Genomic DNA, 16,001 nt, shown 5'->3' with positions numbered 1-16,001 from the left:
GCTTCAAATTTTAATATTTAAGTCAGACTATTTATGGCTTTCTACCCATTTCCTTGCATTTACAAACGCTTCAATCCATGGGGAAACTTCATCTTTTCTACCTGCGGGATAATTTGCCCAATGCCATTGAAACAATGAACGTTCAATGTGTGGCATCATCACCAAATGGCGGCCAGTCTCATCGCACATCATTGCGGTATTGTAATCTGATCCATTCGGACTAGCCGGATAAGTTTCGTAAGCGTATTTCGCAACAATTTTGTATTGATCTTCTGCGTATGGTAAGGAGAATCTTCCTTCGCCATGCGATACCCAAACACCTAATGTGCTGCCTGCCAGGGTTGATAACATAACCGAATTATTCTCCTGCAAGGTTAATGAAGTGAAAATACTTTCGTGTTTACCGCTCCTGTTGTGCAGCATTTTTGGTTTGTCATCGTGGTTTTTGTTAATTAATCCCAACTCCACAAATAACTGGCAACCATTACAGATCCCTACCGATAAAGTATCCGGACGGGCAAAGAATTTCTCTAAAGCTACTCTTGCTTTTTCATTGTATAAAAATGCACCAGCCCAACCTTTTGCAGATCCTAAAACATCAGAGTTAGAGAATCCACCAACGGCACCAATAAATTGAATGTCTTCTAATGTCTCCCTTCCGGTAATTAAATCCGTCATGTGTACATCTTTCACATCGAAACCAGCTAAATACATCGCATTTGCCAATTCGCGTTCAGAGTTACTGCCTTTTTCACGAATAATCGCCGCTTTCGGACGTGGTTTAGAAGAATCAATCTCTGGTTTCTTTCCATCAAATTGCAATGGAAAACTGTACTTTAAAACGTGATTTTTATAGTTATTATAGCGTTCTTTGGCTAAACCATTACCAGTTTGTTTACTGTCTAACAAGTAAGAAGTTTTAAACCAAACATCACGTAGATGATCAATATCGAAACTGAAATCAGTTCCAGCATTTTTTATTTCCAGCGTAGCTGATGAATTGACTATACCAATTTTATGGAAAGTTACGTTATTTGAAGTCAAGGTTTCTTCAACTGAAGCATCTGCCTGGAAAACCAAAGCGATGTTCTCCGCAAACAATAACTTAATAATATCTTGTTCAGCTAAAGCGGATAAATCAAGAGATGCACCTAAGTCGCGATCAGCGAAACACATTTCCAATAACGTTGTAATTAAACCACCGCTACCAATATCGTGTCCGGCCTGAATTTTATCTTCTTTAATTAGCTGTTGAATGGTGTTAAACGCCTTCGCAAATTGATCTGCATTTTTAACATCAGGTGTTTCCGTGCCGATTTTATTTAATATCTGAGCGAAAGACGATCCGCCTAACTTGTAATTATCGTTAGAAAGGTTGATGTAATAAATAGCTCCTCCATCTTTTTGAAGCACTGGTTCTACAACTTTCGTAATATCATCGCAATTACCGCCGGCAGAAATGATCACTGTTCCGGGGGCAATTACATCGCCATCTTTGTATTTCTGTTTCATTGATAGCGAATCTTTCCCTGTGGGGATGTTGATTCCTAAGTCGATTGCAAACTCAGAACAAGCTTTAACCGCCGCATATAAGCGTGCATCTTCACCTTCGTTTTTACAAGCCCACATCCAGTTAGCAGAAAGCGAAACGCTTTTTAAACCATCTTTTAAAGGTGCCCAAACAATGTTCGATAAAGATTCTGCAATGGCATTTCTACTTCCAGCAGCCGGATCAATCAGTGCGGAAAGCGGTGCATGACCAACAGAGGTGGCCACACCTTCTTTTCCCTGAAAATCTAAGGCCATTACACCACAGTTATTTAAAGGCAATTGTAATGGTCCGGCAGTTTGTTGTTTAGCAACACGGCCGCCTACACAACGGTCAACCTTATTGGTTAACCAATCTTTAGACGCCACTGCTTCTAATTGTAAAACCTGCTCCAGGTATGTATTTAATGCTGATTGATCATAATTGATGGCATCATATTTACGATCGATGGTTTGATCATCCATCACAATTTTTGGAGAGCTGCCGAACATGTCTTTCAACTCCAGATCCATCGGCTTGATGCCAGATGTTTCAGATTTGAAAGTAAAACGATGATCGCCGGTTACTTTACCAACGGTATACATTGGTGAGCGTTCGCGGTCGGCAATTTTTTGTAAGGTTTCTATATGTTCGTTGCCAATCACTAATCCCATTCTTTCCTGAGATTCGTTACCAATAATTTCTTTTGCAGATAGGGTAGGATCGCCAACTGGTAATTTATCTAAGTTGATTAGACCACCGGTTTCTTCCACCAATTCTGATAAGCAGTTTAGGTGACCACCAGCACCATGATCGTGGATCGAGATAATTGAATTGTGTTCGCTCTCTACCATTCCACGAACGGCATTTGCAGCGCGCTTCTGCATTTCCGGGTTAGATCTTTGGATGGCATTTAACTCAATACCAGATCCATGCTGACCTGTGTCTGCAGACGAAACTGCGGCACCACCCATTCCAATTCTATAATTTTCGCCACCTAAAATAACGATGTTATCGCCTTCCTGTGGTTTAAGTTTTTGTGCCTGACTTGCCTTTCCATAACCAATACCACCAGCAAGCATGATTACTTTATCGAAACCTAACTTTCTTGGTTTTACATTCAATTTGTCTAAATGCTCATCATGCTCGAAGGTTAAAACTGATCCTGTAATTAATGGCTGACCGAATTTATTTCCAAAATCTGTTGCACCATTTGATGCCTTGATCAGGATATCCATTGGTGTTTGGTATAACCATGCTCTTTCTTCGACACCTTTTTCCCATGGGCGATTTTCTTCCAAACGGGAAAGAGCTGTCATGTAAACAGCCGTTCCGGCTAAAGGCAAAGAACCTTGACCGCCAGCTAATCTGTCTCTGATCTCGCCACCCGAACCAGTTGCTGCACCATTAAAAGGCTCTACAGTGGTTGGAAAATTATGTGTTTCCGCTTTTAATGAGATTACGGATTCGAAATCGCTTGTAGTATAAAAATCAGGAATATCTGCACGTTTAGGTGCAAATTGCTGAACGGTTGGCCCCTTAATAAAAGCCACATTATCTTTATATGCAGAAACGATATCGTTTGGATGTGCTTCTGATGTTTTACGGATTAATTTAAAAAGAGAGGTTGGTTGCTCCACACCATCAATTACAAAGGTACCATTGAAAATTTTATGGCGGCAATGCTCTGAATTTACTTGAGAGAAACCGAAAACCTCTGAATCGGTTAAAGGTCTTCCCAGATTTTTAGCTAAAGTATTTAAATAATCAACCTCTTCATCACTTAAAGATAAGCCTTCTTGTTTATTGTAAGCAGCAATATCAGTGATTTCTAAAATCGGTTCAGGTTTAATGTCGATGGTATAAACATCCTGATCAAGCTTTTCATATTTCTGAGAAAGCATCGGGTCGTAATCAGCAAAATCCTGAACAACTTTAGCAAATTCTTCAATTCTGATAATCCCCTGCATGTCCATGTTCTGGGTAATCTCTACGGCGTTGGTACTCCAGGGAGTAATCATCGCTGCTCTTGGTCCTACAAAGAAGCCACTTAAAGCCGTTTCTGTAGTGATTTTGGCACCGCCAAACAACCATTCAAGTTTAGTAATATCATTGGTAGTGAGCGTTTTGTCTGTTTGTAATACAAAAACCGCCTGCGATTGACTAAGGAAGAAATGAATCATGCTTTTTTTTTGAAAGTGCAAATTTAGCTTTTTTAAATTTAAGGATAGAATGAATGGCGGATAGAATTGGCAATTGTTGAATGATTCTATGTCAAACTTGTGAAATGGTATGTGATTTAGGGGGTATAAGTTAGATTTACAATTTTTTATCCATTCAGATTTTTAGATTCGTATGAACGGTGGGTTAAAGCGGTCGTCATCCTGAACTTGATTCAGGACCTATGTTTTATATTATTGATTTTTTCACTTGTTAGCCATAAAAAAATCTGTTTTGCATTGCGATTTGCCATCAACGAACCCATGGTTTGGTGGCTCACCAACCATTTGCCATCACTTTGGCTTTCCTCGGCTGGCCGCCGAAAGGCTCTAAACTTCTTCTTGATAAAAAGTTTAACAAAAATCAAGGCTTGGATCTGATGTCGGATTAGCGCATCGAAATTTAAATGGCGGTAGCGCAAGGGCTCGATTTGGTCTGTAATAAAGATTTGTTTTAGGAGCCGTTCGCACTACCTTGGGTTTGGGGTATTTGAACGTGGGTGCAAAAATTTCAACGGCTTCTCCTTCCATCATCTCCTAGGCCGGATAGCAGGATGCAGATTGCAGGGTGTGAATAGTTAGGTGTCGATCGCGAGGTGCGAAGAATGCTTTTTTTTGCGCTCTTTCCCTTCCGGGGAAAGGTGCCGATAGGCGGATAGGGGCCGTTTTTCCGCTGCGCTGGCTTTCCTCGGCTAGCCGCCGAAGGGCTCTTACTTTTTTGCTTGATCAAAAAAGTAACAAAAAAATCAAGGCTTGGATCTGATGTCGGATTAGCTCGTCGAAATTTAAATGGCGGTAGCGCAAGGGCTCAATTTGACTTTTAATAAAGATTTGTTTTAAGGAGCCGTTCGCGCTACCTTGGGTTTGGGGTATTTGAACGTGGGTGCAAAAATTTCAACGGCTTCTCCTTCCATCATCTCCTAGGCCGGATAGCAGGATGCAGATTGCAGGGTGGAAATAGAAAGGTGTCGATCGCGAGTGCGAAGAATGCTTTTTTTTGCGTTCTTTCCCTCCCGGGGAAAGGTGCCGCTAGGCGAATTGGGGCCGTTTTTCCGCTGCGCTGGCTTTCCTCGGCTAGCCGCCGAAGGGCTCTTACTTTTTTGCTTGATCAAAAAAGTAACAAAAAAATCAAGGCTTGGATCTGATGTCGGATTAGTGCGTCGAAATTTAAATGGCGGTAGCGCAAGGGCTCGATTTGGTCTGAAATAAAGTATTTATTTTAGGAGCCGTTCGCGCTACCTTGGGTTTGAAGTATTTGAAACGGAAGTGAAAAAATTTCAACGGCTTCTCCCTCCATCATTTCCTATGCCGGATAGCAGGGTGGAAATAGTAGGTGCCGAAAGTAGGGTGGAAATAGTTAGGTGTCGATCGCGAGGTGCGATAAATGCTTTTTTCTTGCGCCCTTTCCCTTCCGGGGAAAGGTGCCGTTAGGCGGATAGGGGCCGTTTTTCCGCTGCGCTGGCTCTCCTCGGCTAGCCTCCGAAGGGCTTTCTTCTTTTCCTTGATGAAAAGAAGCAAAAATCAAGGCTTGGATCTGATGTTGGATTAGCGCGTCGAAATTTAAAAGGCGGTAGCGCAAGGGCTCGATTTGGTTTGTAATAGGAATGGATCTTTAGGAGCCGTTCGCGCTACCTTGGGTTTGGGGTATTTGAACGTGGGTGCGAAAATTTCAACGGCTTCTCCTTCCATCATTTCCTAGGCCGGATAGCAGGATGCAGATTGCAGGGTGGGAATAGTTAGGTGTCGATCGCGAGGTGCGAAGAATGCTTTTTTTTGCGCTCTTTCCCTCCCGGGGAAAGGTGCCGCCAGGAGGATAGGGGCTTTTGGAACTTTTATCTACTTTACGAGCTTAGTAGAAGGATTCTTTTGTCTTCATTATTTTTCTGCAACTTTGCCCTTCCAATTCATTTATTCAAACATTTACTCATTCAAAACTCAATTTTATGTTCAAGCGGGTCCATCATATAGCCATTATCTGTTCTGATTATGAAAAATCGAAAGATTTTTATGTGAATAAATTAAATTTTACGGTGTTGGCTGAGGTTTTCAGGGAAGAACGAAATTCTTACAAATTAGACCTTGCTGTTAATGGTCTCTATCAGATTGAACTTTTTTCATTTGAAAATCCACCAGCTCGTTCATCTAGACCTGAGGCACAAGGTTTACGGCATCTGGCTTTCGAAGTTGATGACATTGAGGCTGAAGTTGCCAGATTGAGTGCAGTCGGAATAATTACCGAACCCATTCGAATCGATGAATTTACTGGAAAGAGATTCACTTTTTTTGCTGATCCGGATGGATTGCCGCTGGAATTGTATGAGGGGTAGAGGGGGGAGATGGTAAGTTGGTTAGTTGGGTTATGTGGTTAGAGGTTTAGGAGGTTAGTTGGGCAGGCGGTAAGTTGGTTAGGTGTTTAAAGTGTTGAGTTGGTTGTTAGGTATTATGAGTGTTTTTAAATTTAAGCAGTTTGAAGTCGACCAAACGGGTTGCGCCATGAAAATTAATACCGATGGAGTGTTGATTGCTGCAATGGCTAATCATGAAAGGCCTCAACATATCTTAGATATTGGAACAGGGACAGGGGTGATGGCACTCATGCTTGCACAGCGTTTCCCTCAAACTGAGGTTGAGGCGGTTGACGTTGATGCACAGGCTGCAGAAACTGCTGGAAGAAATTTTCAGAAGTCAGTTTTTAGTGATCGGTTAACTATTAAGCATATCGCAATTGAACAATATAACCATTCCGAGCCATTTGACCTTATTGTTTCTAATCCTCCATTTTTTGTGAACGATCTGAAGAACATAGAGGAGCGAAAGGGGATTGCCAGGCATACAGACGAACGGTTCTTCGAAATGCTGATTGATAAGTCAAATGAGTTATTGGCACAAAAGGGTAAGCTGTGGTTAATTCTTCCGGTTAAGCAAGCCAACGAAGTAATTGAATATGCATTAATTCATCATTTAAGGCTTATTGAACGAATCAACCTTCACTCTGATGAACACAAGCCGACTTTCAGGCAGATTATCTGTTTAGCTAAAGAAGATTTAGGGTTCAGGGAAACTGATTTTTATATTTATGAATCACTTAAGGTACATAGCTCCGCGTATAAGTTATTGTTAAAGGATTTTTTTCTGGCCTTCTAATTTGATGAATTATGATAAGATCGTACATAAAATAACTACTGGTAATGCTGCTGTTTGAGGCTGAAAAAATCGATTAGTCTCTTTCCGGGGTAAATGATAAACTTATAAATAGCTGCTGATGTTTGTAAACATCAGCACAATTAAATTCACAAAATGAGAAAAATAGGCTTGATTTCTGATACACACGGATACCTTGATGATGCTGTTTTTAAACACTTCGATCAGGTAGATGAAATTTGGCATGCCGGTGATTTTGGTCCTGATGTGGCAGCGCCGCTTGCTGCCTTTAAACCCTTACGCGGGGTATTCGGGAATATTGATGATGCGGCAATTCGTTCTGAATTTCCTGAGAAAAATCGATTTAGCTGTGAATCAGTAGATGTTTGGATGACTCATATTGGCGGTTATCCTGGAAAGTACTCCTCCTACGTTAAGCCAGAAATTTACACTAACCCTCCGAAATTATTCATCACCGGGCATTCACATATTTTAAAAGTAATGTTCGATGAAAAAATAAAATGTCTGCACATAAACCCCGGCGCGGCTGGAAAACATGGCTGGCACAAAGTGAGAACACTGATCAGATTTTGTATTTCTGAAGAAAATATTCATACCTTAGAAGTTATAGAATTATCAGGTAGATAATGTAAAATATACACTAAGTATGGGTTTTGGCGTAGTCACATTAGGGCAATTTATTATAGAAAAACAAGCGGATTTTCCTTACGCTAAAGGAGAACTTTCCAGGCTGTTGCGGGATATTGCTATTGCAGCAAAAATTGTAAACAGGGAAATAAACAAAGCTGGTTTGGTTGATATGATTGGCCACGTAGGTACGATCAACATACAAGGTGAGAAACAAAAAAAACTTGATGTATACGCCGATCAACAATTTATAGCGGCCCTAACCAGTGGTGGAGAATGTTGTATCATTGCCACTGAAGAGGAAGAAGAGATTATTCATATTGATTCGCCTGTTTCGCAGAATGCCAAATATATTGTTTGTATTGATCCAATGGATGGTTCTTCCAATACCGATGTTAATGTTGCAGTGGGTACGGTTTTTTCAATATATCGACGTAAATCTTTAGAGGGGAAAGCCAGTATTGCGGATGTTTTGCAGAAAGGTACGGAACAGGTGGCGGCTGGTTATATTATTTATGGCTCTTCTACTATGTTGGTTTATACCACTGGAAAGGGTGTGAATGGTTTTACGCTCGATCCTTCGATTGGCGAATTCTGTCTTTCTCACCCGGAAATGAAAATCCCGGAAACGGGTGCTACTTATTCCATCAATGAAGGAAACTACGTTCATTTTCCTGAGGGTGTTAAGCAATATATTAAGTATTGCCAGGTGGAAGATGAGGCTTCTAACAGACCTTACACTTCACGCTACATCGGCTCTATGGTTGGAGATATTCATAGAAGTTTGATCAATGGTGGAATATATATTTACCCTACTACAGCCCGCTCACCTGAAGGCAAGCTGAGATTGCTTTATGAATGTAACCCTATGGCTTTTATTATTGAGCAGGCCGGTGGCAAAGCCAGTACCGGTTTTGAAAGGATTTTGGAAATTCAGCCAACAGAGGTTCATCAACGCGTTCCTATTTTTATCGGTTCTATCCGGATGGTAGAAAAGGCAGAAGAAATGATGTTAAATGGTATTTCCAGATCTGATGAGGTAGAAGCTAAATTGGAAGGGATGGGTGTAATAGGCGGTATAGACTAACATCGAGGTTTTAATCATTTCCCATTATCTTCAAAAATAAACGAACTAAAGTTGTGGCTGTCTGATTGAATAAATCCATCGGCAGCCACAAATTCATTACCTGGGTAAATTTCACTTAAAAGAGCTTTCTGTTTTCTTAAAGCATTTTATTTCGCTCTGCTTCAAAAAACGTGTCTATTGCCAAGTTTTGTTTGTCTTGCGAGGCAAATACCGCTAGTCTGTCGCAACGCTCATTTTCCGGATGATCATTGTGACCTTTAATCCAAATGAATTTTACCTTATGCAGTTTGTATAATTCGAGGAAGCGGATCCATAGGTCCTTGTTTTTTTTATCCTTAAAGTTTTTAGTTACCCAACCGAAAAGCCATTTCTTTTCTACTGCATCTACTACATATTTTGAATCGGAGTAAACCGTTACTTCCTGATTTAAACTTTTCAGTGCTTCCAGGCCTTTAATTACGGCGAGTAATTCCATGCGGTTATTGGTGGTCATTCTGAACCCGCCACTTAATTCTTTATAGTGTTGTCCTGCTCTTAAAATGGTTCCCCATCCTCCTGGTCCGGGGTTTCCACTGGCTGCTCCGTCTGTATAAATCTCAATCATAAACAGGGTAAAGTTATGTTTTTAGGTTTAAAACTGGTTGTTTTATGTGGATGTGAAAAATTATTTTCATTTCAAATAATTGAATTTTAAGCAATTAAAAGTTAGTTGTTAATTCTTTAATAAAAATATTTGCAGGGATTGGTAAAAATCGTACTTTTGTGACACTAAAAAATACGGTGGTTGTAGCTCAGTTGGTTAGAGTATTGGTTTGTGGTGCCGAGGGTCGTGGGTTCGAGCCCCATCAGCCACCCAGAATTTTGAAAGGTCTTGACATTACGTTGAGACCTTTTTTTGTTTTAAGAGCATGCTCTTAAAATACATTATTTAGTTATTTCATCAATTGATAGTGTTCGGCATCTGTCTCCAATTTATTTCAATCTTCTAAAAAGTAAACGACTATTAAGGATCCATTTACTCATGGGCCGAAAACTTAAGTCTGACTTAAAAATATGATGGTGGGTATTAAGTAATCAAACTGATGATTATGATTTCAAAATCCATCTCCTTTCAAATTGCTGCATCATTCTTTAAGATCTGATTGAGAAAGATTTAAATCTTGTTCATATTTGTTTATTTTTTGGCTAAAGCACGGTATCGCACAGGATCCCAACAGCATCTTCATTTGTTGCCAAATATAGAGTAGCACATCAAACAACATGCTCTCATACACGAAGCAAAGGCTAAGTATAGGTAGATTAAAGGCGGACTGGAGGCGGATATAACGTGGGCTGGAGGCGGGTAAAGAAATCAATTATTTAAGAATAAGCAGAAAAATGCTATATTTAATTGATCATTCCCTTGATTACGCTAATATACTTAATTATTATGGCAACATTAAATGGAATGATCAGTTTTTCCGGTAAACTGGGCGACCTTGTTTTTTACAATCGGGGAAAAACAAAAGCTGTACGACAGCAAGTGAAGTCTTATCAGCTTTCTGAGAACAGCAAGAAAAGCGGTCGAGATTTTGGAGCGGCCAGTCGCACGGCAGCTTATATCAGAGCGGCCTTTTCATCCCTCGTTAAACGATATGCCGATGGGGATCTGGTCAATCGCCTCAATAAAAGGGTGATGGAGATTTTTAAAAGTATCCCCAAAGAACATGCTGGAAATAAAAAGCTCATTGATGGGAACCTTGGCCAGCTTCGGGGCTTTGAGTTTAATATTGCTACGCCTTTAAGTAAGCTATTGTTCCAACCACTGGGCGTTAAGATTCAGTCGCATGGGATACTCGAACTGGAATTTTCTAAAACTAAGCTTGAACAGTTTGTCCGGGTTATACCTAAGGCCAGTTGTGCGGTATTACAGGTGATGGTTTTTAATTTCGAACTGGATGGAGAACATTGTGAATTGATCAAAGTTAATGATATGGAAATTCCGCTAAATCTTACAGATTTTCCCGGTGCAAAATTAACGCTGAAAACAACGCAAAAAGGTGCTAGGGCTCTGATCATTGCTTTGGGTATTTCTTACCTGAGCAAGGGAATACTAAATGAAGACAAACGCTATTATGGCTGCCAGATTTCTCATGCCTGGCATTTGCAGGATGGGGTGGAGGTTAAGTTTATAACGTTAGTGGAGGAAAAAATAGAAGTAGTTGAAAAGGTGGGTGGAATCAGTTGGGAGATGGGTTGAACAGGGTGCGTTAATTTTAGCGGTTCTGAAAATATAGACTATGGTCTATAACCTAAATTATAACAGCATAACTTTCCGATTATATTAAGGCTAGCAGCGACAATTTAATTGAGTGGTTCTTATTTCTGACCATTTTGATTATACCGCAACAAGTCCAACTCAACAGATGGAAACTACTAAGGGTAGTTTGTAGGTGCTTATAATGCAGTTACCGGCTATTTTCAGAATGTAAAAAGCTATAATAAACACCGAAACAAAATTCAAATCCATGATGACGGGCAATGCATGGGGAGGGCGCAAGCTACCTTTGATTCGAAGTTGCCAAAATGTCTTTATGAACAGCTCTAAGAAAGCGTTTTGTCTTTTTGGTATGCTATTGAAGTTGTTTTCATAATAGTCGGCATGTAAATTGCTTGATAATCATTAGTATAGCTTTGGTTTTTAAATTTAAATTCCAAAGGTTTATTGAATTAATGCATATATTTGTACAAATGAAATCGGTAGATAACATAGCAAACATTTTTCCAAGAGATCTTTTCTGGGATGTTAATCCTTCTAAGTTAGATAGACAGGAAGATAAGGATTTAATTATCCCAAGGGCGCTTTATGCAACTACAGAAAGTACTTTTCCAGAAGATATCAGTCGTTTAGAGCGCTTGTACGATCGTGCTGAAATTGTTGAAGAGCTTAAAGTTACAAAAGAACGTATCAGTAATAAAGTGTGTGCGATGGTCGCTCAAAGATATCACATCAAGCAGTTTTCAAGATACTAATGGCTGCTGTTTCTGTAAAACTACTCGAAGCCAGAATTTATCTGGAGATTGATGAAATCCCAAATATTGGCATTTTTTTCGGTTAAGCAATTGGTTAGGATCATCTTTAGTAATATGGAATTTATTTTTAGTTTAGTACACGCTCACAAGTAATAAGTGAAATGGTTCAATTTCATTTCTTAAATTTCAATGATATCCCAGTCATCTAATTCCGCTAGCTTAGACATAAACTTTATTTCTTCATTCAGATGTACATAACCCATTTGATTACAGCGCATTTTGATTTCTTTTACATTAAAAGGATCAACATTCTGATGGTGATGGCCAAAGATCCAATAATCTGTTTTCCATTTCTTTTCACTCAATAATAACTCTGTAGCAAAAGCCTCATTTAATTTGCTCTCTTTGTAGCAATCAGGGTAATTTACAAAAGTAGGGGCATGGTGGCTGACTACAATTCTTGACATTCCCGGGCTGGTGGATAAAATTGCATCCAGATACGCTACTGATCTCGTGTGCTGTAAGTTATAATCTCCGACAGTTAAAGGTTTTCCGTTGAAATTGATATAACTGAAATCGGGCATCCGGCCGGCTACGTAACTTGAATTTTGATTTGAAATTCTAGACCATAGTGTGGTGAAAATGATTTCACACCTTTCTATGATAATTTTGGTTTCTTTTAAGAGATTTATATTTTCTTTTATATTAATATTTATCCCTTGCTGATATTCCGACAGGTCAGTACCATAAAACTCATGATTTCCAGGAACCCAGTAGACTTGTTTGTAGTTATCAGAAAGAAAACTGAAAAGATCGAGATGTCGATTAATATCTTTTAAGGGCATAATGTCGCCTGCCATCAGGAGTATTTCTGCTTTAGGCACAATTGGGCTAGCCTTGAGCATTTTTTTATTGGCATAGCATTCCATGTGTAGATCTGAAAGGAACTGTATTTTCATTCTTTGTTGCGTTATTTGAATCAAAACAAATTTAAACAAAAACCCAACGAATTTGTTGTGTTTTTGTATATTTGTAAAAACATGATACATTTTGATCCCATTATTTGATGAAGAAGGATATTTGCCTTCTGGAATTTATGAGGCTAGCTTGACAAAGTTCGAAGCTCATTTTTCGACCAATTTGGTCAGAAAAAACATTTTTCAAGGGTTTTTACGCTTGATTGCAGACCTCAAAAAGGTTGGGTGCGGTACGGTTTTCGTGGATGGTAGCTATGTGACCAGAAAAGAATATCCTAAAGATATTGATGTGTGTTGGGATGATCGGGGTCTTGACCTTAATTTGGTGATTGCAGCACTTCCTATTTTATGGGATCTTCAACACCCACGCGATCGTCAACAACGCCAGTATCGTGCCGACGTGTTTCCGGCATTTGTAACAGAGAATGGAAGCAAAAAAATGTTCCTCGACTTTTTTCAGCAGATAAAGGGGGAGGAACACAAACAAAAGGGAATCATAAAAATCAATATAAATGATTAAGAATCAAAAACAAGCCAAATCAACCCAAAACAAATTATTAGCACTTATTGAGGAAAGAAACGCCTATTTGAGTGCAAATGGTACCAAAGAGAAAGATGCGAGATATCTTCTTGGGCTCAATGGTTTTGAGGGATTAATAGGAGATCTTCAGGCGCAGTTATCTCAGTATGGCCAGCTAACCAAGGGGCAGTTCAATAAGATTCAGCCACAACTGCATTGTTTCCACGAGACGCTCATAGCAGCAAGAATTGCCCAAAATATCTCTCATAAGCAACTTGCAGAGATGACAGGCATGAAGGAACAACAGATCCAGCGTTATGAATCCACGGATTATGAAGGGGCATCTCACAACCGAATGGTTGAAATAGCCATTGCTCTTGGTATAAATTGTTCTTTTCAGGAGACATGGTTGATGAACGAATCTATTTCGTTAAGCTTTGATCTTCCTGGTGGTATCAGTCAAAAAGATGCAGCAGATTTGACAGAAAAGGTTAAGCAAAACGGTTCAATTTTCATACAATAATGAAGACAGTAACATTTTATTCCTACAAAGGCGGGGTTGGTCGGTCGCTTGCATTAAGTAAGATCGCAATGCGTCTCTCTGAGATGAACAAAAAAGTATGCGTCCTTGATTTTGACCTTGATGCGCCGGGACTTCGTTTCAAATTCAGGGACTATAACCTATCTTCTGAAGTTGAAAAAGGGATTGTAGACTACATTTACGAATTTTCCGACACGGGTAGGCACGATCATCCCATCAGTGAATATGCGGTAAAGCTCGTTCCGATAAATGAGTCATTCTCAGAAATTGATTTTATATCTGCGGGGGATATAGATGGTAGCGACTACTGGAAAAAGCTGTCCATGATTCGATGGGCGGATATGTTTTATGGAGACCATCCAAGGGGAGTATCCTTCTTCTTGGATCTTAAGGCAAAGATAGAAAGGGAATTGCAACCAGATTATTTTCTTATTGATTCGCGTACCGGAATTACCGATATATCAGGTATAACCTTGCGTCTATTGGCCGATCAGGTAGTGGTATTGGCAGTAAATAATCAAGAGAATATTTTTGGCTCGAAGAAGATTATTCGTAATCTGCTTTCCGATGGTTATCCAGGCGAACCCTTGAAGATAAACTTTGTATTAACCAGAGTACCTTTTAGCAGCACCGAAATTGAATTGGAGAACAGGGCAATAGAAATCCTCAAAGAGGATTTTGAACGTGAGCTTGGCGTTGAGGACTTCCAGATTTCTGTCATTCATTCCGATCTAGAGCTTAAGATGAATGATAGTTATGTTCCGCATAAACTTGCCATTGTCACCCAGAATGCTTCTTCAAAGGACTATTTCAAGCTTTTTGATTTGATTACTGAAAATAGCCTTAGTATGACCGATACTAGTATTAGGATTCGGGAAGCAGAAAATGAATTTGCAAAATATATGGCAGCTGACAATAGAGATCTGCAGTTTAAGCATATTGACCGTGCGATTACACTAAATCCTAGTAATTACATCTTCTATTCTCATAGAGGTATACTGCACTATCAAAATAGGGATGTACAAAAGGCAATTGCCGATTATCAGCGGGCAATAAAGCTAAATGCGAAGGATCCAGTACTAAAATTCAACCTTGCACATTTTTATGAGTCAATAGGGGAGCTTGAGACTTCCCTTGCATACTTGGATCAGTCCTATGATTTTGGCGAAAAGTCTTTTCTAGCGAAAAGTCGAATCATGAGTAGATTAGGTAGGTTAGAGGAATCAATAGAGTCATTGAATATCGTTCTGGAAATCAATCCTCTGAATGCAGTTGCACTAAATCGTAGAGCGCACGCTTTAAGGGTTCTCGGTAATTACCAGCAAGCATTTGTTGATATATCAAAAGCGATTGAGGCCGACCCGAAGCAGGCTATTTTCTTTGCTACTTTGGCGGAAATATATGCTGCGCAAGGTAAGCATGATGAATTTTATTTAAACTTTTCTATCGCGTTATCGAAAGGTCTGACTGCTTCTGCAATCGCTACAGCGAAAGATATTTATCTTAAATACTCAGGAGAGAAAAAGTTTGTAGAGCTTCTCACTAAATACAATATATTTCTGGATGACTTGTAGTAGACAGATTAATTAAGCCATATAGTACCCCTTCATCTTGTTCAGAAGGAGTACTATATGGCATATTATAAAGCTCTTAAACTTAACGTTTCTGTTCTATTGTTTTAAGACTTGCAGGATTTGGTATTATTTTGCTTTATGTTTCCTTAACAGCTGGACAATTTTATCCAATATTAACCCAAGACATTTCTCAAGAATCGACTGTTTCAATAATCCATTTTTTCAGAATTAATTTCCTAGCTAGACGCTTTAATTAATCATTCCCTTGATTACGCTAATATACTTAATTATTATGGCAACATTAAATGGAATGATCAGTTTTTCCGGTAAACTGGTGCCAGGGCTCTGATCATTGCTTTGGGTATTTCTTACCTGAGCGAGGGAATACCAAATGGCGACAAACGCTATTATGGCTGCCAGATTTCTCATGCCTGGCATTTGCAGGATGGGGTGGAGGTTAAGTTTATAACGTTAGTGGAGGAAAAAATAGAAGTAGTTGAAAAGGTGGGTGGAATCAGTTGGGAAATGGGTTGGATAGGGGATGTGTTAATTGCAGCAGCTTTAAAAATATTGAGTATGGTTTATAACCTATAAAAAGACAACTGAAAAGTATAGTTTTTTTGGTGAAGGAAAAAGCATGGCACGGACTATAAGATACTGAAACAAAGTTTAAATCCATTATGAAAGGCAATGCATTAGGAAAGGCACAAGCAATCTTTGATCTGTGCAGGGAGCTTAAGCAGGTTGGCGTGAA

At 39.4% G+C, this 16,001-nt stretch carries 13 protein-coding genes and 1 tRNA gene; 11 read left to right on the top strand and 3 right to left on the bottom strand.

Going from position 1 to position 16,001, the window contains the following annotated elements; all coding sequences use genetic code 11:
- Positions 1–27: 27 nt before the first annotated feature.
- Entirely contained in the window at positions 28–3,711 is a 3,684-nt protein-coding gene (gene purL, locus ACN1CD_RS17225; protein WP_419131636.1) for a phosphoribosylformylglycinamidine synthase, read from the bottom strand.
- A gap of 1,979 nt (positions 3,712–5,690) precedes the next feature.
- On the opposite strand from purL, the gene ACN1CD_RS17220 reads away from it, so the two are divergent.
- The 4 genes from ACN1CD_RS17220 (at position 5,691) to fbp (ending at position 8,623) form a co-directional block, all read left to right on the top strand.
- Positions 5,691–6,074, top strand: a complete 384-nt coding sequence (locus ACN1CD_RS17220) for a VOC family protein (RefSeq protein ID WP_419131635.1) — start codon at positions 5,691–5,693, stop codon at positions 6,072–6,074.
- A 166-nt stretch (positions 6,075–6,240) separates the two neighbouring features.
- Positions 6,241–6,891, top strand: a complete 651-nt coding sequence (locus ACN1CD_RS17215; protein WP_419131634.1) for a tRNA1(Val) (adenine(37)-N6)-methyltransferase — start codon at positions 6,241–6,243, stop codon at positions 6,889–6,891.
- A gap of 153 nt (positions 6,892–7,044) precedes the next feature.
- On the top strand, positions 7,045–7,536 hold the full coding sequence (locus ACN1CD_RS17210; protein WP_419131633.1) for a metallophosphoesterase family protein: 492 nt from the start codon (positions 7,045–7,047) through the stop codon (positions 7,534–7,536).
- Positions 7,537–7,555: 19 nt separating this feature from the next.
- Positions 7,556–8,623, top strand: coding sequence for a class 1 fructose-bisphosphatase (gene fbp, locus ACN1CD_RS17205; protein WP_419131632.1), 1,068 nt, complete (start codon positions 7,556–7,558; stop codon positions 8,621–8,623).
- A 136-nt stretch (positions 8,624–8,759) separates the two neighbouring features.
- On the opposite strand, the gene rnhA is transcribed toward fbp, so the two are convergent.
- Entirely contained in the window at positions 8,760–9,227 is a 468-nt protein-coding gene (gene rnhA, locus ACN1CD_RS17200; RefSeq protein ID WP_419131631.1) for a ribonuclease HI, read from the bottom strand.
- Positions 9,228–9,403: 176 nt separating this feature from the next.
- Here rnhA and ACN1CD_RS17195 point away from each other — a divergent pair.
- The 3 genes from ACN1CD_RS17195 (at position 9,404) to ACN1CD_RS17185 (ending at position 11,635) form a co-directional block, all read left to right on the top strand.
- A tRNA-His gene (locus tag ACN1CD_RS17195) sits at positions 9,404–9,477 on the top strand.
- 575 nt (positions 9,478–10,052) lie between these two features.
- A complete protein-coding gene (locus tag ACN1CD_RS17190; protein ID WP_419131630.1) occupies positions 10,053–10,862 on the top strand; it encodes a hypothetical protein in 810 nt (269 codons plus the stop codon).
- A 491-nt stretch (positions 10,863–11,353) separates the two neighbouring features.
- Entirely contained in the window at positions 11,354–11,635 is a 282-nt protein-coding gene (locus tag ACN1CD_RS17185) for a DUF6922 domain-containing protein (protein WP_419131629.1), read from the top strand.
- 179 nt (positions 11,636–11,814) lie between these two features.
- Here the strand turns inward: ACN1CD_RS17185 and ACN1CD_RS17180 are convergent, their stop codons facing one another.
- Complete coding sequence (locus ACN1CD_RS17180) at positions 11,815–12,594, bottom strand: metallophosphoesterase (protein WP_419131628.1); 780 nt, start codon at positions 12,592–12,594, stop codon at positions 11,815–11,817.
- A 91-nt stretch (positions 12,595–12,685) separates the two neighbouring features.
- Between ACN1CD_RS17180 and ACN1CD_RS17175 the strand changes: the two genes are divergently transcribed.
- The 4 genes from ACN1CD_RS17175 (at position 12,686) to ACN1CD_RS17160 (ending at position 15,841) form a co-directional block, all read left to right on the top strand.
- Positions 12,686–13,132, top strand: coding sequence for a DUF6932 family protein (locus tag ACN1CD_RS17175; protein WP_419131626.1), 447 nt, complete (start codon positions 12,686–12,688; stop codon positions 13,130–13,132).
- Positions 13,125–13,655, top strand: a complete 531-nt coding sequence (locus ACN1CD_RS17170) for a helix-turn-helix domain-containing protein (RefSeq protein ID WP_419131625.1) — start codon at positions 13,125–13,127, stop codon at positions 13,653–13,655. The genes ACN1CD_RS17175 and ACN1CD_RS17170 overlap by 8 nt, the downstream gene beginning before the upstream one ends.
- Complete coding sequence (locus ACN1CD_RS17165) at positions 13,655–15,247, top strand: KGGVGR-motif variant AAA ATPase (protein ID WP_419131624.1); 1,593 nt, start codon at positions 13,655–13,657, stop codon at positions 15,245–15,247. The genes ACN1CD_RS17170 and ACN1CD_RS17165 overlap by 1 nt, the downstream gene beginning before the upstream one ends.
- Positions 15,248–15,604: 357 nt before the next feature.
- Entirely contained in the window at positions 15,605–15,841 is a 237-nt protein-coding gene (locus ACN1CD_RS17160) for a hypothetical protein (protein ID WP_419131623.1), read from the top strand.
- Positions 15,842–16,001 lie beyond the last annotated feature (160 nt).

Origin of the sequence: Pedobacter sp. N23S346 (assembly GCF_048515415.1) — a bacterium.
Taxonomy (GTDB): Bacteria; Bacteroidota; Bacteroidia; order Sphingobacteriales; family Sphingobacteriaceae; genus Pedobacter.
This window is presented reverse-complemented; position numbering and strand designations above follow the sequence as displayed.